This window comes from Duncaniella sp., from assembly GCF_029056165.1.
Taxonomy (GTDB): Bacteria; Bacteroidota; Bacteroidia; order Bacteroidales; family Muribaculaceae; genus Duncaniella.
In genome coordinates, this window is sequence record NZ_JAIDBW010000012.1 from 82,783 (window position 1) to 104,133 (window position 21,351).

Sequence of the window (21,351 nt, forward strand, 5' to 3'; positions counted from 1 at the left end):
CTTGTGAGATTATGAGGCAGATATTATATATTGCATTACTGCTTCTCGCATCTCTTTCATGCGGGGCACTTGAAGTGACCCGCATGACTTGTGAGATGTCGGATTCTCCGCTTGCCATACCGACAGCGTCGCCACGCTTCGGATGGCAGCTTGCAGGAGATAACGGAGCCAAGCAGAGTGCCTACCAGATCGAGGTTTTTGCTGAGAAGGGAAAGAAATCGGTCCGCGTGTGGAATTCGCAGAAAGTACCTTCGTCGCGTAGCCAGCTTGTAGCCTACGCCGGCCCTGCGCTTGAACCTATGACCCGCTATACATGGCGCGTGAAAGTGTGGGATGAGAAGGGTAAGGCTTCTGCATGGAGTTCGCCTGCGGAGTTTCGTGTCGCGCCTGCGGGTGATTTTCTGACCGGTGACTGGATCGGAGCTGTTAGCTATGAGCAGGCAGCCCTCCCCGAAGGTCGCGGTTACACCTATGACAAATGGAAGATCCCCGAAGTCAAAGAGGCTTGGGAGCGTGTGGATTCGATGACAAACCGCAGTATCCTGCTCCGCACGGATTTTGACTTGCCAAAGAAGGTGGCCGACGCAACTGTCTATGTCTGCGGTCTCGGTCACTACGAACTTTCGATCAACGGACGCAAGGTCGGCGACGGTGAGTTCACACCTCTCTGGAGTGACTATGACAAGACGGTCTATTTCAACACCTACGATGTCACCGGTATGGTCCGCGAGGGTGAGAATGCGATGGGTGTGCTCCTTGGCAACGGTTTCTACAACGTGGTCCGCGGAAGCCGTTACAGCAAACTCCTTGTGGGTTTCGGCCCTGAGACACTTTGGCTGAAAATGGTCATCAACTATACCGACGGAAGCTCGGAGGTGATAGCTACCGGTGATGATTGGAAGTATGATCTGAGTCCCATCACTTTCCATTCGATCTATGGTGGAGAGGACTATGATGCGCGTCTCGAACAGCCGGGATGGAACATGGCAGGTTTTGATGATAGCAAATGGCATCCGGTGGTGGTGCAGCGTGCTCCTAAAGGAAAGCTTACCCCCCAGATGGCTCCTCCCGTCAAGATCATGGAATATTTCCCGGTCAAGAGCCGTCATAAACTCACTCCGGAAGAAGTGGCTGCCGCTACTAAATCGACTAAACGCACTGTCGATCCGTCCGCTATCCTCCTCGATATGGGGCAGAATCTTGCCGGATTCCCTGAAATTACGCTTCAAGGTAAGCCCGGACAGAAAGTCACTATGGTGATGAGCGAGGGTATTACTGATGAGAATGCGGCAAATCAGCGTCAGACAGGTCGTCAGCATTACTACACATATACTTTACGCAGCGACAAGCCGGAGACATGGCATCCGCGTTTCTCTTACTATGGTTTCCGCTACATTCAGCTTGAAGGAGCGGTGTTCCCCGGTGAGCCTAATCCTGACGGTCTGCCTGTGGTAGAGGATATAAAATCCTGTTTTATCTATAACTCAGCGGCCGAAGGAGGAGAGTTCGAATGTTCGAGTCCTGTACTTACAGCGGCTCATAAGCTGATCCGCAACGCTGTCAGAAGCAATATGCAGTCAGTCTTTACCGACTGTCCCCACCGCGAGAAACTCGGATGGCTCGAACAGGTTCATCTCAATGGTCCGGGTCTCCTTTATAACTATGACCTGACATCTTATCTTCCCAAGGTGCTACGCGATATAGCCGACAGTCAGCGGCCCAACGGCATGGTGCCGACCGTAGCCCCGCAGTATGTGATTTTCGAATGGGAGGGAATGGAAGGCTTCGCAGAGTCGCCCGAATGGGCTGCAACGCTGATCATAGCACCGTGGATGTATTATGAAACTTATGGAGATGACAGTCTTATAAGCGAATACTATCCCAATATGGTGGCCTACGTGGATTATCTCGCCACGCGTGCCGAGGACAATCTGCTTGATTTCGGTCTCGGTGACTGGTATGACTACGGTGATTTCCGTGCCGGATTCTCACGCAACACTCCTGTCGGCCTCGTGGCCTCGGCGCAGTACTATATGGATCTGATATATATGGTCAAGGCTGCCGAACTCCTCGGCAAGACGGATGATGCCGCCCGCTTTGCAGCTCTTGCAGAGAAAGTGAAGGAGTCGTTCAACCGCAAGTATTTCGATCCAACCACCAATGATTACGGTACAGGCAGTCAGGCGTCCAACGCACTCCCGCTTTTCCTCGGCATGGTGCCTGATGACAAGCGTCAGTCTGTGATCGATAATCTCGTGGGTGATATCCGCGAACACGGCACACGTCTTACCACCGGCGATGTCGGTAACCGCTATCTTTTCCGTGCGCTTGCCGACAATGGTCTCGACTCGCTGATGTATGAGATGCACAATCACTATGACACTCCGGGCTACGGTTTCCAGCTCCAATATGGTGCGACTACTCTTACCGAGCAGTGGGATCCGCGTCAAGGTTCGTCATGGAATCATTTCATGATGGGACAGATCGATGAATGGTTTTTCCGTTCGCTTGCAGGAATAAAGACAGATTTGTCGAGTCCCGGTATGCAGCATCTCGTAATCAAGCCTTCGGTAGTAGGTGATCTTACGAGTGTGCGCGGTCGCACGGCTACGCTTTACGGTGATGTCGAGGTTGCATGGGCTCGTGCAGGTGATGATTTCAGCATCAATATCACTCTCCCGGCCAATGTGACTGCTGATGTATTCTTGCCCGGAAATAGCGAGCCTGTGGCCGTATCGTCGGGCAGACATACATTGTCATCTAAAATTAAATAACCACCTTATCTATATAGGTTCATGAAAACAAGAAGTATAATTTTCGGGGCTATGCTTGCTGCACTCCCCGCACTTGCCCAAAATACGTTTGAGAACCAGTTCCGCCGTCCGCTCGGTGATGTGCTGACTGAAATCGGCGAACGTTTTCAGGTAAAACTGAAATATGACATTGATACTACAGGACTCGTGCTTCCCTACGCGGATTCACGCATACGCCCCTACTCGGTAGAAGAGTCACTGACAAATGTTCTTGTCCCGTTTGACTTTAAATTTGTCAAGCAGAACGATAAGACCTATAAGCTCAAACGCTATGAATATCCACGCCGCACCGAAGCCGACGGACGTAAGCTCATAGCTTGGCTCAACTCTCTCTATTCCGATAAAGGCTCATGGGAACTCCGCCGCGACTCCGTGAAGCGTCAGGTAAGGGAATATCTCACTATTGATGATGCCCTCGCACAGCGGGTGGATGCCAAGCCGGTCTTCTCGAAGATCAGAAAGTTTGACGGTTATACGGTTCAGAATTTCTATCTTGAGACTCTTCCGGGACTATATGTATGCGGTTCGATCTATGCCCCGACAACCAAGGGTAAACATCCGCTCATCATCTGTCCTAACGGACATTTCGGCAACGGACGTTACAACGAGGCGCAGCAGCAGCGTCTGGCCACTCTTGCCCGCATGGGTGCTATCTGCGTCGATTATGACCTCTACGGCTGGGGTGAATCGGCCCTTCAGGTCGGGAGCGAAGGCCATCAGACTTCAAAGGCACAGGTTGTGCAGGCTCTCAACGGCATTTCGATCCTTGATTTCATGATTGAACGTAAGGATGTCGATACGGAGCGCGTCGGTGTCAACGGCGGTTCAGGCGGCGGTTCGCAGTCCGTACTGCTTTCCGTGATCGATCCGCGTTACACGGCTGCATGTCCCGTGGTGAGTCTCTCGTCCTATTTTGACGGAGGCTGTCCCTGCGAGAGCGGTATGGCCATAATGCGTGCCGGTGACGGAACTTGTAACGCAGAACTTGCCGCTGCTTTTGCCCCGCGTCCGCTTTGCCTTGTTTCCGACGGTAAGGACTGGACGAATATCACACCTGAAAATGAATATCCCTACATCAAGCGTATCTATGGCTTCTATGATGCCGCCGATAAGGTTACGAACGTCCATCTTCCGAATGAGGGACATGACTTCGGCCCGAATAAGCGTCAGGCAGTCTATGATTTCTTTATAGAGACATTCGGTCTTGACAGATCGAAACTCGACGAGTCTAAAGTGACCATTGAATCTCACGATGCTCTCAAGAGTTTCGGCCCGAACGGCGAGAATATGCCTGCAAATGCTATCCGCCACAATCCCTGACGTCATTATAGCATAAACTGAACTGCCGGATATACGGCTGCATATTTATGCAGTCCGCATATCCGGCAGTTTGCTGTTTGGTGAGGTTCAGTCAGTCAGGATTACTATTTGCCATAAATCATTGTTCTTTCTGCATGACTTTTCCCGTAATGGCGCAGACACATGAATCTGACCATACGTTTTCAGCCGTCTCGATCATGTCGATTATGGTATAGATCGGGAGAATTATACCCATGATTCCGACATTGGCACCGATACCCGACATGAGTGATAGCGTCAGGAAATAGCAACCCATCGGGACGCCGGCGTTTCCGAATGCTGCAAAAACGGAGATGAGCAACCACACCAGCATGGCAGGTAGGGAGGTCGCTATGCCGTTGTTCTGCATCACGAAAAGCGATGTGACGAGTATGAATGTCGCGCATCCGTTCATGTTGACCGTCGTACAGATAGGAAGGACGAAACGAGCCACTTTCGGATTGATTCCAAGACGTTTTTCTGCATTCTCCATCGTTACGGGTAGTGTTGCAGCTGAACTTTTCGTGAATAGAGCCATCATTACGGCCGGCATCATTCCGCGCAGTGTCTTTATTGGATTGAGTCCTTTTATGAGCAGGAATATGGGTAACACGATGAAGAATTGACTGCAATTGGCCACAAGGATCACAAGGACATATTTGCCAAGCGAATCCAGCATCACTCCGCCTCCCACCTGCGCGGTCAATTGAGCTGCAAAAGCGACTATGCCGAGTGGCAGAACAGCAATTAACCATCGGATAAGCATGAAAAGGAGTTCCTGAAGTCCTGAGAGTCCGTTCAGAAGTGAACGTTTGGGCTGAGTGTTGGGCATTTTTGACAAAGCTATGCCTACCGCGAAACATATAAGCAGGAGTGCGAGCACATTGCCGTCGAGAAATGGTTTGACAATATTGTCGGGGATTACCGACATGAGATGGTCAGCGTATGAGAAGCTTACACTGTCATCTGCAACAGCATTTTCAGCACTTATCGTTCCGGCAGGAAGATTACCGGGGGCGACAATCAGATAAAGCCCCAATCCGACAGCGGCGGCAGCTGTGGTCGTGAGCAACGTATAGGTGAGGGTGGTACGGAACATGCGTCCCATCTCACGGCTACCGCCAAGCGATGCGAGCGTTGTGATGACGGCGAGTACGATTGTCGGTACTGCAAGCAGACGGAACAAGCGGGTGTAGATCGTGGCTATAAAGTTCATGACGGTATCCACACTGTCAATACGCAGCAAGCCGATACCTACGCCGATTATCAGCGCAAAAAGCCATATTATTATCTGATTCTTTTTCATAGTGATGAATAGATGAATGCGAATGCAAAAATAATCTATTCTTCAGAGATAAGCAAAGATGCGATTCTGTAGAGATAGTTTTTGACGCATAAAAACCGTTCGGATGACTTATGTCCAAAAACTATTCTGCCCGTCATGATCATCACCTTTGACCATAACGGGCAGAATTATGTTGTAGAAATCCAAGACTATGGAAAACTTACAGTTTCTTGAAGTAATAGACTGTAGTCTTGTCAGCGGATTGCAGGTTGTAGTCACCGGAGATCTTTGTTGATTTGCTGATCACTGTAGCTTCGCCTGATTTGGGATTGTAAGCCGTGATGCTGTACTTACCGGGGGGGAGGGTGAGCGGGATTTCGTTCGCGCCCTGCGAATAGATGATCGCACCGTCTTTGCTTCCGAGGATCTTGAACTCGTCGCTTCCGGAATTGATGATATTCATTCCGGCTGCTGAAGTCAGGAACGATGTGTCCTTGACGGGGATTCCAGCGAGAGAGCCTCCTCCCATGAACACAGCCCATGCCATGTCGGGGTAGTTCTGTGCATAGTAAGTGACGGCTTTGTCGGGATACTTTGAACGGTATTCGCTCACGGCCTTGTAGGCTTCGTTGAATGTCACCTTGCCGACTTTCATCTTGCGGGCGTGTTGGCGAGGAGCAAGGTTCTTTCCGCCTTCAGGCGCGTAAGTACCGTCGGTGTTGTAGTGCCAGTAACGGATATCGATAATATCGACAACATCGGCATACTTAGGATTGGCAAGAATGGCATCCTGAACATCCTTTGTGGTGCTGAGTGCGATTTTGGCATCCTTGCCTGTTTCCTTCTCCCATGCGTCGATCTCGTCGAGCCAGAATTCAACGAAGTGCTGCGGACCGGTGAACTCAGCACTGATCAGATGGATCACGTTGGGATCATCCGCGAAATTGTCAAGATTCATGCGGATGAAATTCTTGTGGAGTTCACGGCGGACGGGATGATTCACGTCATAGAACATATCGGCTACGAAGATGCGTTTGTCACCTGCGAACGGCACGGGTTCAGGGAAGTCGGTAGAGTTGATGTTGTTGGTCGAACGCCAAGGCGAATCAACCCAGTGCGCACCGGCTTCGAGGATGTTGTGCTGGAAATAGTGTTCGTTGAAGAGCACACGACCGGCCTCCGCACCCTTGTCGGCAAACTCACCGAGACGACTCCAGTACCATGCGTTGGGGCGGGTGAGATCATACTTGCTGAGACCATCCCAAGCCGTACCTTCACCGCTACGGGCGAAAGGTTGCTCATAGAACGGGGCCCAGACATCACCGTCGCGGCGGCGGATGCGTTCGTGGTCGTCACGGCGGCGTTCATACCAGAGACCATAATTATGGTCAAGCACCGTAATATCCTTTTCAACCATGTATGTGATGGTGGAGTCGATGCGGTCAGTGACTCCGAGACCCTCGCGTCCGGGGACGAAGCGTGTCACGTGAGGTTTGGCTTTCGGGAGATAGTTATAGCGTATCTTGCCGTTCCACCAAGGCACTTCCTGACGTCCGCCTGTCATCACCGCACCGTCGATCACGAGACGTCCGTCAGCGATTTCGTAGGTCGGGACTACTTTGGCAGGAGTTTTGTCGGCCTTGATCTTGAGGTCATCGACGCTTTTGAGCCCGGTAGGATCGACAGAGGCGGTGAAGGGGGCTTCCTCAATCCATTTTTCAAGTGTGAGACGCGGGATATATGCCTCTTTTGCAAGCTCCATAGCCGCCTCGACAGTCGGGCTGCTCGTAGCGTTCGTAGCACGTGGAAGAATGCGCGACTGGCTTTCGGGCACATCTTTACCGAGACGTTCGGCAAGCTGTGCGTAGAAAAGGCTGCGCGGCTGCACATGATTGTTGGATTGTGCCCATTCACCGTCGCCTGAGAACTGTGCCCAGCAACCGTAAGCAGCATTGACAGCATCAGGAGCAGGGGTGTAGCACTCGATTTCGGCCGCAGTACACTGCCAGAACATTGAATTACCTGTGTTCCAGCCCGCGCCGTTCTTGTCCTGACCGAGATTCTTGAACGTAAGGTTGTTGCCGTCGATATTAACGACATCAAAGAGCAGGCCGGGCGACCACGCATCCACCGATCCGCTGAAGCCGAGCGATTCGTCGGCATCACACTGCACGAATGCATTAGGCCCGGGAGCTATGAAGCCGGCTGAAAAATCGTTGATACCGTTCTTGGAGTAGCAACGCTGGAAGAGGTTCTGCTGACCGAGAGTCTGGAACACTGCACGACGCATACCACCGATCTCTGAAACGGGATCTGTAGCCTTGCAGTCCTCGACAGTGATCTTCGAAGCGGTGGCCTGAAGGATGACTGCGCTACCTGCAAAGTGACGGAAATCAACCTTCCTTACCCAGCAGTTCTCGGCATTCGCTATCGAGATACCGTCCCAGCAGTGATCCTCGTCCTTGGGATAGAGCTTATTGTAGTCCGAAATGAGAGTCATGTTCTCAATGCCGACATCCGATATGCGGCCTGTCCAAGAGTAGGGGAGGATCTTGGTGTCGGCCCATTCGCTGTCGAGTGCCATGGTGACCGGAGCGTCGAGCGTGAGCTTACCGCCCGCTGCGTCAGTGACCGTGCGGTCCCAGCGCATGTCAATGTCAGTCGGTTTCCATGAGATCGCACTGATTCCACCGCCGAAGATGTCACATCCCATTTCCTTGATCCATTCAGCCGTGGAAGGACGGAGAATGAAAACCCGGTCACCTTTATGGACCGAGGCTGTGGAGTTGACACCTATTTTCGATGAATTGACCGGAACGTAGGTATCGGTAATGGAAATGGTATCGCTCACAACCGGGTTGAAGATACCTTCGACATAGATGAGCGCACCGCGGTCAGGACCGGTCTTTTTGATCACGGTAGCCGTTTCGGAGCTTCCGCGGAGCACCACTCCGGAAGCCGAAATACGCAGGGCGGTAGCTATTTCAAATTCACCCTTGTCGAGCAACACCGCACCGCGGAATCCATCCTTGTCCAGCGGCAGTGAGGCTATATGGTCGATGGCACGCTGAATACGGGCAGAGTTGTCGCCTGCCTGCCACGGAACGAAAATCGCATTGCCGACATTCGGGATGGCTACCTCCGAATTGCGGTAACCGCATGTGGAATAGTCCAGAGTACGGTTGCCACGCGCGTCGGTCACATAGCTTATCTTGCCGTCTTTAACCGACAGCGGAAACTCTGCATGGACAGCGAATGCCATCAGCGAGACCAGACCTGCGGATAAGAACTTCTTATACATAATACTTTGATAATGTTTGGTTGGTTTCTGTCAGGATGCCGGGACGGATCAGATCTTACCTCCGCGTGCCTTGATGCGCTCGTACCAAGCCTCGCGCTCCTTCGTGAGGTCATAGCCGCGCTTGGTGAGATAATTGTTGATGCGGCCTTTGTACTTGCCGAACACCTCATGCTTCTTGTTGGAAGTTTCGGCATCCATAGCGAGTTCGCGCGCTTCGATGAGCCATGCCATGATCTGCGCCTTCTCCTCGTCGGTGAGTGTGGGGATCATGTCGAGGTGGGAATCGTAGGTGACTTTCACTACACCGTAGGTCATGCCGTCCTTCACATCTACTATCTGTTCGGGGGTGAGATAGAGCGAGAGATCGGCGGGAAACTCGAAGTGGCAGCGGTAAAGGGCGGCATCCTTCTCGTTTTGCGCGGCCTGAATGGCCTGATTCTTGGCTTCGCCGGTCAGACTGTCCTTTGCGGCTTTCACTTTTGCATCGCGGACAGTGTAGATGTCGTTGAGCTTGAAATAGCGGTTGGCGATGATGTTGGTCACATCTTTAGCCTTATTTTCATCGTTGATGCCGAGTTTATCGACGATTTTCTGCGAACGTCCGACGATAGACTGGACGTAGGCCGGATCGCGTCCCTCGGAGTTGAGCTCTACAGCTCCCGCGCTCAGAGAGAGCGCGGAGAGCAGCAGGGCAAATATACAAGTTCTGTTGAATTTCATGATTCAGTGAACGGTAATGAAATTATTTTGTGGTATTGCTTGACGTTTTTTCTTACATCAGCTTGCCTTTTGCAGCAAGAGTGTCGTAGTTGTTGCGGAGATCTGTCCAGTCGATGCGGAGCTTGGTGCTGATACCGTTGATATACTTCTCGATGTTGGTATATCCGTCGCCGGTGCAGTCACCGTTGGCATCGGAGGGATCTTTGGGATCAAGACCGTTGGTGATTTCCCACTCGTCGGGCATACCGTCTTTGTCAGTATCGATGTAGGGTGTACCCTTGTATTCGGGATAGCCGCCCATCTGCATGGGATCGGTGATGATACCTACTTTGTAGGAATCCTTCGGGAGACGGCGATATTTGAATGATCCGTCCTCCGCGCGCGATTTCTCAGCCAGACCTGAAGTGTCGCCGTTGTACTTGGGAGCAAGTTTCTCATCGTAGTAGGGGACACCGGTGCGTACTTCCTCGATGATGCGCTCGTCGATGATGTCGCGGGTAGGGATTGTCGCGCCGACATTTTTCAGGATAAAGTCGTAGGCATCGTCAGCCGAAGTGATGCGGACGTAAGGCATTTCAAACGGAGTTTTCGAGCGCATGTAGTCGGTGAACTCGCCGGTGTCGGGATCAGATTCGATCTGGATGCCGCCGGCCCAGTTGTCAGCCGAGATTTCGGGGAAACCTTCCATCACGTTGCCCTCGGCATAGACGCGGCCATAGACCTTGTGGTCGAGTTTGCTTCGGCCGGCTTCAGGTTTGAGGATACGGTGGCTGAGGTTGCCTTCCTTAGGAGTGGCGGGACCGGGCTTGTAATAGTTGTTGATCATATTGAACTTGGCGGTGTAGTCGCCACCGTCCGATGAACGGTGTACCCAGTTGAACACGACATTGTTGACGAAGTTGAACACGCCGTTCCAACCGATCGAAGGATTACGGCCTGAGTTGCTGGCCCAGAGGTTGCGGGTGAACATGTTGTTCTCGCCGCCGAGGGTCGAACCGAAAGCGTGGTTGTAGGTGTCGAGAGCCTTTGCCGAAATGGAGTTCTGAATGGTGACATTGACTGTCGGGAGTTTCAGTTCAGTGGTCTCATACTGACCCTCGCTCGGATCATACATGTGACGGTAGAAGGAGATATTTTCGTCGAGACCCCACTCGGCCGAGCAGTGGTCGATCATGATATTGCCGACAGGATTACCGCCGAAAGAGTCCTCGCGGTTGTGGGCGCGGGTGTCGCCACGACGGAAGCGCATGTGGCGGATCACCACGTCGTGCGTATCCACTTGGAACGATTCACCGGCTATGCAGACGCCGTCGCCGGGTGCTGTCTGACCAGCGATGGTCACGTAGGGGGCGCGGACATAAAGAGGTGTCTTGAGGTTGATGATACCGGAGACGTTGAACACGATGATGCGCGCTCCGCCTTGTTCGCAGGCTTCGCGGAACGAGCCGGGACCGCTGTCATTGAGGTTGGTGACGGTGATCACCTTGCCTCCACGTCCGCCGGGAGAGTACATGCCGCCTCCTTCCGCGCCGGGGAATGCGGGGATGGGTGCTTTGACGAGATCATCGGGACGCGAAGCCCAAGGCACATACGGACGGCCTTCACGTGCTTCTTTCTCGACAATCGGTTTGGCAACGGCCCATGCGGAGTCAGCATGTTCGCGGGCCGCAGTTATCATGACGCGATAGTCTTCCTTACATTCAGGGGTGAGCTGCGGATACTGGGCCATCATTGTCGCGGGGACAGTCATCATGGCTGCCACTGCCCATGTTGTAATTTGACGGTTCATTGTTGGTTTGGATTGTAATAGATTGGATTATTGATTAGGAGACATTTTGTCCACTTACATTAGACCGGAAAGTCACTCTGTGGTTTAAGGAGTTATATCTTAAAATAGTGTTAAAAAATCGTGGGGAATATCGGTTAGTTCATCCCTTTATTCCCCACGATAATTATGTCGGGTTACTGTATTATTCAGCGAGGGGGTCGAATGTACCCTGAGCACCGCCGTTTGCAACGTTATTCCATCCGATAGTCTGCTCGATGGTCGGGTTGGCTGTCATAGCACCGTATGAGAGACCGGGGAAATAGTAGTTGGGACGGAAGTCCATGTAAAGTTGCTGATGATCGGAATTGTAGCTGTCACCCTTCTTTGCCTTGCGTTCAAGATAGGTGTTGTACCACTCGGCAAGGGTGGTGAGCTGCGGTTCGAGTTCGTTGCGATAGTCGATGGCTGCGCAGCGCTCCACGTCCTTGAGAGGATCGGGGTTAGAGCCGTCGCTGCCCCACTTGTCACCGCCGAGACCACCGTTGTATTTCTCCTGAACACAGAATTCCATGTTCTCACGACGGGTACCGTTGAGAGGTGCGAAGCCGAGATAGCTGCAGGTGTTGCCACCCCAGCCGGTTAGCTTCCATGTTGCGGGTGCGCCGGGAACTGTTCCCTGACCGCCGTCAAAGAGCATCCAGCGACGGAGATCGTCGAAACGCTTGCCCTCGTAGGCAAACTCGATCTGACGTTCGTAGAGGATAGCTGCCATACAAGCTGCCTCGTCAGAGGCGAGGTTTGCCTGAAGACCGCAGTCACCGGTATAGCCTACGCGTCCGCGGACTTTCTTGAGTTGCTCAACAGCCACGTCGGGATGACCTGCCTGACAAGCTGCCTCGGCATAGTTGAGGACAACTTCAGTGTAGCGAAGCTCGATGTTGGGAGCAGCAGAGAACTTGAAGCCGTTACCCTGTGAGAATACATATCGGTAGCCGCTCATGACATGGAGGTCATCGGTTTTCTTACGGATATACATACCCTTGACATTACCGAGGAGACCGTCGGGGCCGTAGGTATCACTGTTCTCGATGTTGGCGCGGTCCTCAGCCTTGGTGTACCATACATAGTTCCAGAGCTGATAGTTGACACCTTCGTAGGGATAGTGACGCTCAGCGTTTACAGCATCACCTTCGAATGCCCAACATACGCCGGGGAAAGCGAATGTGCGGTAGAAACGCGGGTCGCGGTCAAGGAAGGGCAGATCTTTGTTGTAGGAGATATCAGAAGGATTCAGAACGGTATAAGAGTTGTAGCTCGACGGGCGTTTACCATCCTTCATCGGGAAGAGGTCAACGATATCTGCCGAGGGGGTCTTGCCGCCGCCACCGAAACTGTTGGAGGGACGGATACCATTCTCCCATACATTGTTCTTGGAGTAGTCGGGAGTACCGCCTGAGGCGATGGTGTTGTACTGAGCGAACCAGATAGCTTCAGGATTAGCTTCAGAAGCACCTTCGATAAAGATCTTTGCCCAGTTTGAGGCATTTGTGCCAGGATTGTTCTCGTAGGCAAGATAGTTACCATATCTGTTGATCTCAGGGATGGCCTGCTGGAAGAACTTGTAGGCATCCTCCCAGCGGCTTCTGTCGTTTGCACGATTGAAGAGCGGGCTTGCATAGAGAACCATGAGGCGTCCTTTGAGAGCGAGAACGCTTGCCACAGTCGGACGGCCATATTCGTAGTTGTTTTGACCTGCAACCTTACCGTCGAGATAATTAGCGGCAATGTCGAGATCCTGCATGATGAAGTCATAGGTCTCCTTGGTAGATGAACGGGGCGCACCTTTCTGGGGAACGGGATCGAGGACCTCAGTAATGATGGGGATACCGCCGTACCAACGGAACATCAGATAGTAACACCAAGCACGGAGGAAATGAGCCTGACCGAGGAACTCTGATTTGTATTGCTCGCTGAGTGAACTGTTGGTGACACCATTGATGAAGTCATTGATGTCGCGGATACGACCCCAAGCCGAGTTACGGATCTTGTCGGCCTGTCCCTGAAAGAAGTCAAGCACACCGTTGGTGTTGGATGTAGCCGAAAGTTCGATCTGAGGATTGACGAAAGAGCCGAAACCACTGTATTCCTCAGTACTCTTGGCCATATCGTCAGCCTCACCGGAACTGGGGGCGGAGAAAGGCAGAGCACCGTTGTAGTGATACGGGAGAGCGAGCATGTAGAGGTCTTGGAGACGACCGTTTGCTCCTTCAGGATAGTTGTATGCCTCAGGTGTGGTCGAATCGTAGTTCTTCATATCCTTCATGAAGTCGTCGGAACATGAAGCGAGAGCCAGACACGCTGCGGCAGTTACGATATATGATTTGAATTTCATTGTGATTTGATATTAGAATGAGAGGTTTACACCGACGGTGAATTTGCGGAGGTTAGGATAGTTGCCATAGCTTCCTGCCATCGGATTCATGAAATGATCGGGGTAGGGATTATAGAAGTTCAGGAGGTTCTGGGCAGTAACATTGAAACGGGCAGAGTTGATGCCGACAACCTTGGTGAACTTAGAGGGGATAGAGTAAGCGAGTGTCAGACGGGTGAGGCGGACACTTGCTGCGCTGACGCGCCAGAAAGTAGAAGCTGTGCTGTTGATGCTCCAGTTGGGGTTGGGGTAGAAAGCATCGCGGTTTGCTTCGAGGAGCAGACGGTTCTGTGCATCATAAATATCCTCATATACGAATACATTGTCCGGATCCCAGAATGAGGGCATATTAATGTACTGCATATCGTTGATGCTGGTCGAGATGGCCGCGCTGGGAAGAGTGGTGTAGCCACCCCACTGTGCGCTGAGCTGAGCGGTGAGCGAGAAGTTCTTGTAGTTGGCACCGATGTTGAAGGTCATACCGTAGGGGTTCGAACGGTTAGAGAGCTGCACTTGGTCATTGTCCTTATCGACAACACCATCGGGAGCAGCGTATGTGCCGTCAGGCTGCTGAGGACCACGTACATCCTTGAAGATAAGCATACCGGGACGCACTTGATCTTTGCTCATGCCCATGTATGAGGTGATGTTGTACTTGGCGAAGTATTCGTCGATCTCTTGGAAATTACGGAACATGCCGAGGCACTGCATACCCCAAGTACCCATGTCTGAACGATGACCCTTGGTGATCTGACGATAGAGGTATTCAGTTTCCCAAGGCATAAGAAGAACTTTGTTGTCAGAGAGACCGGTGTTCATGCCGATTCGGTAGCTGAAATCCTTACCGATGTTACCGCGCCAGTTAACCGAAAGTTCGACACCGTACTGGTTCATCTTACCATAGTTCATCGGAGCTGACTTGATACCTACGAGACCGGGGACACCTGAGCCTGATGAGAAAGGCATGAGCATTTCACGATCCCAAGTGTAGTAACCGTCGATGCCGATGTTAAGACGGCTGTGGATGAGGTTGAGGTCGATACCTGCGTTGAACTTGGAGCTCTTGTCCCAGTGAGCGTTGCGGTTGACAGCCGATCTGTCGTTCATCTTGATGTTCGATCCAGATTGGATTGTGTTGCCGAAGCCGAACACCGGGCCTTTGTCAAGGTCAGTACCGTAGGTCTGCAACCACTGCCAAGCTGTGGTGTTGTCGCGTCCGGTGAGACCGTAAGATGCACGGATCTTGAGGAAGTCGATCCAGCTCACTGCGTTGCGGAACCATTCTTCTTCCGAGATTACCCAACCTGCCGATACAGAAGGGAATGTTCCCCAGTAGTTTTCGGGAGCGAATTTAGTAGAGGAGTCGATACGGAGAAGGAATTCGAGGAGGTAACGGTTGTTGTAAGCATAGTTGGCACGGAAGATATAGGAGAGTGAACCTGCCTCTGAGCGCATGAAGTTGGTTGTAGCCTTACTTTTCTCGCTTACAGAGTTTGACTGTCCGGTAGTGAACTCGTAGGGGTAAGTCACCATACCTTCGAGATATTCGCTTTCGAATTCAGACTTTTCAATACCGAAGAGGGCATTGACGGAGTGGTCATTGAAGTCGCGGTTGTAAGTAAGGGTAAAGTTCATCTGATAGCTGTCAGTGCGATCCATTGTACGGCTGAGGAAACCACCTTCCTGACCGTTGGGAACAGGGACACCGCCGTTGGCGAGAACGAAGTTGGTTGAGTTCATGAGACCATCGTAAACCGACTCTTCACCGGCAATGGGAGTGTAGAGGTGGTTACCTGAACCTGAACGCACGTTCATCATGTAAAGGTCGTATGCCGAACCATACTGGTTGGTCTTCGAGTTGCCGATGTTCTTCGCGTAGCTGAATCGGGCTTTGAGTCCCTGAAGAGGCTGGATGAAGCCGAAATCAAGCTCGATGTTTGTGTTGATCTGGAAGTTTGAATTTCGGTTGCGGCTATAGTCACCGGTGTTCTGAAGCACGGTGTGGTTATAGTTCTGATTCTGGTTTACCTGTGAGTTGGTAGGACCGTAGGTAGCAATGGGATAACCGTTGACATACTCAGGGATGTAGCGGGGATGTGTGAGGAGAAGATTGTAAGCCTTTTCATCGCTTGAACCACCGACCTTTACGAGAGGACGATTCTTATCGCCGTAGTCACCTGAAATCTGCAGTGATGCCTTAACCCATTTTTTGAGAGTCACGTCAACGCCAGCACGATAGTTCCAACGGTTGTAGTCGAGACGACCGAGGTTACCATCCTGATCGAAGTAGCCGATGTTGGCATAGTAGTTGGCTTTTTCAGTCGCACCGCTGATTCCGACATTGTGCTTCATTGTGAAACCTGTCTTCCAGTTTTCATCAAGAAGATCGTAGTTGAGGCTACGCATTGCATTGAGTTCATCTGCTTGGAAGAGAGCTGTACGGTGGTTGAGGGTAGTGTTGGTGGGGTCCGCTGCGGCCATGGCGTTGTAGAGACGGCCATAGTCGTATGCGCTGAGCATCTTAGGATTGGAGATAGCATCGGTGAAACCGAAAGTTCCGCTATAGCTGATGACAGGTTCGCCGAGTTTACCTCTCTTGGTGGTCACAAGGATTACACCGTTTGCCGCACGCGAACCATAGACGGCTGCTGATGCGTCTTTAAGCACAGTGATGCTTTCAACATCGTTGGGATCAAGGTTATTGAAGGCTTCAGCACCGGGGTTGGTAGTGACATTACCGACCTTTACGTCGTTGTTATATACAACTCCGTCGATGACGAAAAGGGGCTGTTGAACCTGCACGCCGACATCGCCGAGACTACGGACTCCGCGCACATACATCTGAGCGGAATTACCGGGCTGGCTCTCACCGCCGCTGACGCTAAGACCGTTGACGAGACCGCTGAGTGACGAGGCAAGATTGCCGTCAGCAAGATCCTTGATATCGTCCATAGGTACAGTCGAGATAGCGCCGGTGAGGTGGGCTTTCTTCTGGGTACCATAACCGACAACTACGACTTCGTCAAGAGACTCACTATCTTCTTGAAGGACAATGGTCTTTATGTTGAAGTCAGAGATGATCATGGGCAGATAGCCGATATAGGAGACTTCCACTTTTGCTCCTTTGGGTACTTTGATCGAGAAGTTACCGTCGATGTCGGTAATGGTAACGATGTCGGTGTCAGGGACACGGACTGTTGCACCAATCAGGGGTTCAGCCTGCGGGTCGGTAACTGTGGCTTGATAAAGAATGTCCTGCGCGAAGGCGGGGACTGCCATCAGAAGCGCAAATAGGACGAGGCTTATTTTTGCTATACAGTGTTTCATTTGTTTTTATAATTTAAGGTATTTATTCAAACCAGCGGGGATCACCGATCTTATTCTCGACGCAGATAGCTGCCTGCGGACGGAAGTTGACACCGCCTTTGGCTTCATCAAGATTGAACATTTCAGTGGTCGGACCTGCAAAGTTGGGATCTTCTTCGGTTGACATCTTCAGGACATTGTTGTGGAGCTTGGCTTCGTCACCGGCAAGCCATGAAACGTTGTCGGCAGTCACACAGCTTGTTCCGGAGCGGAAGCAATACTGGTCAAGACGCATGATGTCGTAGAAGATACAGTGATTGATGGTGGCAACGAGACCGCTGTTGTCCATGTTGTTGGCAAACTGGTCGCCTGTGAAGGTCTTGTAGAAGGTGCAATATGTGAAAGTGTGTTCGGTGGTCGCGCCGGGGCCGAAAGCCTGTGTGGGTCTCATACGGACACCGTAGCGGAGGAAACGGCACTTGATATTGGCGAGGTTGTAGAATGTGCTGTTGTTAAGGGTCATTCTCTCGATGCCTGCAAAGCCCCAGTTGTCTTCGAGACTGATAGCCGGCTTAGAGTTTGCCTTGTTGAACTGAACCACGCAGTTGTCGATACGGAGGTTCTTGAAGGCCCAGCCTGATTTACCTTCATTGACCGCACCGGTTGCGATGATGCTTGAAGGTACATTGCGGAGATTACATGATTCGAGTGAAACAGGGTTCATCACGATGTAGCCGTCTTTTACATCGCTCGACATTGCTTTGAGTCCGAGGGCTTCAGTCGAGAAGCGGGCATCAGCATCGCCGTTGATAGTGATGAGACTGGTGAGAGGAGCCTCTGACATATCAAAGTTAATGTAGCGGAGTGAAAGGCCGTTCTGATTGAGGAATGTACCTTCATTAGAAACGACCACGAGGGGACGGTTGTAGCGGTCGCCACGGATGGTGACGTTTGCAACTTTCAGATCGGCTTTGCCTGAGAGCTGGTAGGTTTCGCCGCCGATAAGTTCGAACGCAATTTCGTCAGTCGAGTTGGCAGGGAGGTTCTCGGCGATGAACTGAGAAATTTCAATACCAACGGGGATAGTGGTGGCAGGGAGCATGGTGCTGTAAGCCACGACTGACGGAGAAACAGAGGGTTTGTTGTTGAGTTTCTCGTTGCCGAGAGTTCCGACACTGACTTCATACTTGGTGTCGAGCTCACGCTTGAATGAGAAGTGGCAACCGTCTATGACACTATCCTTAACCACTGAAATGGGGTTTTCGGGGTCATTTACGATGGTGACGTTGGCAAGGTAACCTCCGGCACCGAAAACAACGGGCCACGACACGTCAACACTCTGGGAGCCATCACCAGCGGTCTGTACCTTGAAATTATCAAGGTCAAGCTTCGGTGCTTCCAACTGGGCATTGGTCACACCAGCACCGGGGCTGAAACGCTCGTTGTCATCTACGCCTTCGGCGCAGGAAGTCACGAGTGACAGCATCACGGTGGCGTAGCATACACTACTGAGCCATTTGATTCTGTAGTTCATGGTTCTTGATCAATAGTTTGAGTTATAAAAATTGGTTTAATTAGTTGAATTCAATAGTTGAAAGTTGCAGAGACCGGTCTCTGTCAGATGACGTAATAATGATTGGAAAGCTAATGGTTTATTTTGGGTGATTGGAGAGCTGATGATTTATTTTGTCTGGAACACCTCTTTTATATAGGCGACATTGTTTCCGAAATTGCGTTTCACGTCGCGGACGTGATCCTTGTCTCTTGACCGCTCGACGACGAGCCATCCGCTCCAGCCCATCTTGTCGAGCGCAGCCTTGATGGCGGGAAGATCGACGGCAGGATCATCCTTGAGGTTATAGCCGTCGGTGTTGCTGAGATGGATCTGGCAGATATTGTCCTTGCCGAGAGTTTTCAGCTCCTTCACCGGATCGCGTCCGGCATCGAGAGCGTCCTGAAGATTATAGTAGATCTTCACACCGGGAGAGTTGACTTCCTTGAGGAATTTCTTGGCATCCTTGGCGGGGAGGGGGACACGGACACCGATCACCATACCGCGGGCAGCAGCCTTGTCGCCTGACTCGCGCAGACGGCGGACGAGTTCGTCGCGTGCCGGACCTTTGACGGTCCAGTCTTCCTGAATACCGCCCAAGGGGAGGAAAGCCACTTTCGATCCCATGACCTCCATGGTCGCGAGGCAGTCATCGATAAGTCCTGCATAAGTAGGCTTGCCGATGAATGACTGACCGAAGAAGCCCGACATGGCTATCGACGGTACGGCTACTCCAAGGCTGTCGGCTGTGGAGCGGAAAAGCTTTTGGAAATGGGGCTGGTGAAGTTTATTGTCGAACGTGTCGCGTGCGCCGAGACCGCCGATGTCCATTTCGACACCGTCGCCATTTATATCTTTAGTGAGTTTGAACTCTCCGAGCTTCTGACGCTTCAGCATCATCCAGTCACATGCAGCCACTTTGTAACGGTGGTCGCTGTTATTGGTCAGTGCCATGATAGGGAGTGACATTGACACGAGCATCACAAGGCTGAACAGATGTTTCAGTTTCATTGTCGTTTTAGATTTAGTATGTTTAAGGTTTTATGTAAGTCGGGAGTAAATGTCTGATAGCATCTGCAACGTTGTCAGTCTCGTTCGTGTTTCCTATTTGTTAACTTAATTGTCCGTATAATAAAGTTATTGTTGAAGCTACACTAACATCATGTCCGGTTGACATGCTTTATTTTCCATGTTTTGCCTTTTTGATGTATTGGGAATGAATTGACAGATTATTCAAACTTTACTATTTTGACTTTAAGACTCGTAACCGAATGCAAAGATATATATTTTTTCACAAAAACAAATCTTTTTTTGAATAAAAAGTGTAAATCTTACACTTATCTGTACTTATTGTATATTTCTATGCTTAAAATGTATGTTTTACAGCATAAAATCCCGCTGTGCCTTTTAGCTTGTAGGGACGCGGCGTGCCGCGTATGCCGAATGAAATAGTTTTAGCTTACATTTTAATCGAACTGATTGTTATGAGCTGATGCATGTATTCTATCAGGCATACGCGGCACGCCGCGTCCCTACAGCCTAAATTGTAAAAAAATCAGCTGTAAACCAATTGGCTTACAGCTGATTAGCGGAAGGACAGGGATTCGAACCCTGGGTTCCCGTAAGGGAACAACGGTTTTCGAGACCGCCCCGATCGACCACTCCGGCATCCTTCCTTTGAAGTGACGTTTTATCGTCGGAGTTTGTTTTAGACGGTGCAAAGGTAGGAAAAAAATTTGTAATCCGTATCCTTTCGATTGGAAATTTTCAACAGATCGTGCTCCTTATATTGTAAGATACATAGTATTAGTATTTTAAATGGGTAGCGTAGCTATCCGAGCCGGATTCGTCATTCAGTCACCGGACTTTTGTCAAATGGCAGGGGACGCCGCTCGAAGGCATCTATGAATGATCCGGGTGTGGAATTGTAGATGGAGCACCCGCGTCGGCGTGCGTATGATTCCAACCGATGATATGAACGGAACGCGAGATGGAAGCTCAGAAGGATCTCGTGGAGCTTCACGTTGCGATAGACCGACGCTACTCTCTGCTTCTCCTCGGCATTGTCCTTGTAGAAATGCGGCTGTATGCTCACAACCTCATTCTCCTCGCTGACACTCAGCGTAGAGAGCCAGCCGTGGTCAGCTCCAGCAAGATAGATTTCCTTGAAACCGGCACGGATACCGGTCATGATGGCGGGTACGAGCACATTGCGCGGACGCGGCATGGCAAGTCCGCTGTCGTAGAGGGTGCGTTCGAGGGCGGGGAATCCTTCAGCACCTACGAAATTGAAATTTTCCACGCGGATATTTTCATTGCTGATTCCAAGCGTTGAGACTGACTGCCCGCGCGGCACGAGCAATGTCATCGGCCAGTCAACATCCGAGTTGAGGCGCGCGAACAATCTCGCCACGTTAGGATCTGCGTCACGTCCCTCGAAAAAGTGAGGATCGGCCATCAGATAATAGTCTGGCTTCAGACTCGTGAACTCCAGAGCATTTGCGGCGAAGTTGAGAGCCATAGTGACACTTCCCGCCAGATCGTCAGTGTGCGTGGCTATGACATCTGATAGCGACGGACCGTTGCCCATTATGATCAGAGGTTTCCCCTGACGGGTACATTCAGCGATATTTTGCCTTACAGGTCGGGATTGCAGGGCTACTTTCACGATGCTTTTTGCCGATGAGCCTGCTTTGGTCAGAAAGTCGGATATTCTGTCGGATAGTTTCATGTGGCAAATTTACGCTTTTCCTCTCAATCACTCCCTCACGTGGAATAAAAAAATGTCCCGGCCCTCATCCTCTGATAAAAAAGCCCGGCCTCCGAATCCTACGGCG

The 21,351-nt window shown here is 51.3% G+C and carries 11 protein-coding genes and 1 tRNA gene; 2 read left to right on the forward strand and 10 right to left on the reverse strand.

Annotated elements, in window-relative coordinates; genetic code table 11:
* Positions 1–11: 11 nt before the first annotated feature.
* Both K2G41_RS02335 and K2G41_RS02340 read left to right on the forward strand, forming a co-directional pair.
* Complete coding sequence (locus tag K2G41_RS02335; protein ID WP_300113871.1) at positions 12–2,774, forward strand: alpha-L-rhamnosidase; 2,763 nt, start codon at positions 12–14, stop codon at positions 2,772–2,774.
* A gap of 21 nt (positions 2,775–2,795) precedes the next feature.
* On the forward strand, positions 2,796–4,133 hold the full coding sequence (locus K2G41_RS02340) for a hypothetical protein (protein WP_300113874.1): 1,338 nt from the start codon (positions 2,796–2,798) through the stop codon (positions 4,131–4,133).
* A 118-nt stretch (positions 4,134–4,251) separates the two neighbouring features.
* Here the strand turns inward: K2G41_RS02340 and K2G41_RS02345 are convergent, their stop codons facing one another.
* From K2G41_RS02345 to K2G41_RS02390, 10 genes are all read right to left on the reverse strand, one after another.
* On the reverse strand, positions 4,252–5,457 hold the full coding sequence (locus K2G41_RS02345; RefSeq protein ID WP_300113877.1) for a dicarboxylate/amino acid:cation symporter: 1,206 nt from the start codon (positions 5,455–5,457) through the stop codon (positions 4,252–4,254).
* Between the two features lie 199 nt (positions 5,458–5,656).
* On the reverse strand, positions 5,657–8,737 hold the full coding sequence (locus tag K2G41_RS02350) for a DUF6298 domain-containing protein (protein ID WP_300113879.1): 3,081 nt from the start codon (positions 8,735–8,737) through the stop codon (positions 5,657–5,659).
* Between the two features lie 48 nt (positions 8,738–8,785).
* Positions 8,786–9,457 carry a DUF3826 domain-containing protein gene (locus K2G41_RS02355; RefSeq protein ID WP_300113882.1) on the reverse strand — a complete coding sequence of 224 codons (672 nt, stop codon included), beginning with the start codon at positions 9,455–9,457 and terminating at the stop codon, positions 8,786–8,788.
* Positions 9,458–9,509: 52 nt separating this feature from the next.
* Positions 9,510–11,210, reverse strand: coding sequence for a polysaccharide lyase (locus tag K2G41_RS02360; protein ID WP_300114576.1), 1,701 nt, complete (start codon positions 11,208–11,210; stop codon positions 9,510–9,512).
* A 217-nt stretch (positions 11,211–11,427) separates the two neighbouring features.
* A complete protein-coding gene (locus tag K2G41_RS02365) occupies positions 11,428–13,617 on the reverse strand; it encodes a RagB/SusD family nutrient uptake outer membrane protein (protein WP_300113885.1) in 2,190 nt (729 codons plus the stop codon).
* Positions 13,618–13,629: 12 nt separating this feature from the next.
* A complete protein-coding gene (locus tag K2G41_RS02370; protein ID WP_300113888.1) occupies positions 13,630–16,983 on the reverse strand; it encodes a TonB-dependent receptor in 3,354 nt (1,117 codons plus the stop codon).
* 22 nt (positions 16,984–17,005) lie between these two features.
* Positions 17,006–18,496 (reverse strand): DUF4992 family lipoprotein, encoded by a 1,491-nt coding sequence (locus tag K2G41_RS02375; protein ID WP_300113891.1) that lies wholly within the window; start codon positions 18,494–18,496, stop codon positions 17,006–17,008.
* A 147-nt stretch (positions 18,497–18,643) separates the two neighbouring features.
* On the reverse strand, positions 18,644–19,525 hold the full coding sequence (locus K2G41_RS02380) for a TIM barrel protein (protein WP_300113894.1): 882 nt from the start codon (positions 19,523–19,525) through the stop codon (positions 18,644–18,646).
* A gap of 578 nt (positions 19,526–20,103) precedes the next feature.
* Positions 20,104–20,190, reverse strand: a tRNA-Ser gene (locus K2G41_RS02385).
* Between the two features lie 173 nt (positions 20,191–20,363).
* Positions 20,364–21,245, reverse strand: a complete 882-nt coding sequence (locus K2G41_RS02390; RefSeq protein ID WP_300113897.1) for a hypothetical protein — start codon at positions 21,243–21,245, stop codon at positions 20,364–20,366.
* Positions 21,246–21,351: the final 106 nt, after the last annotated feature.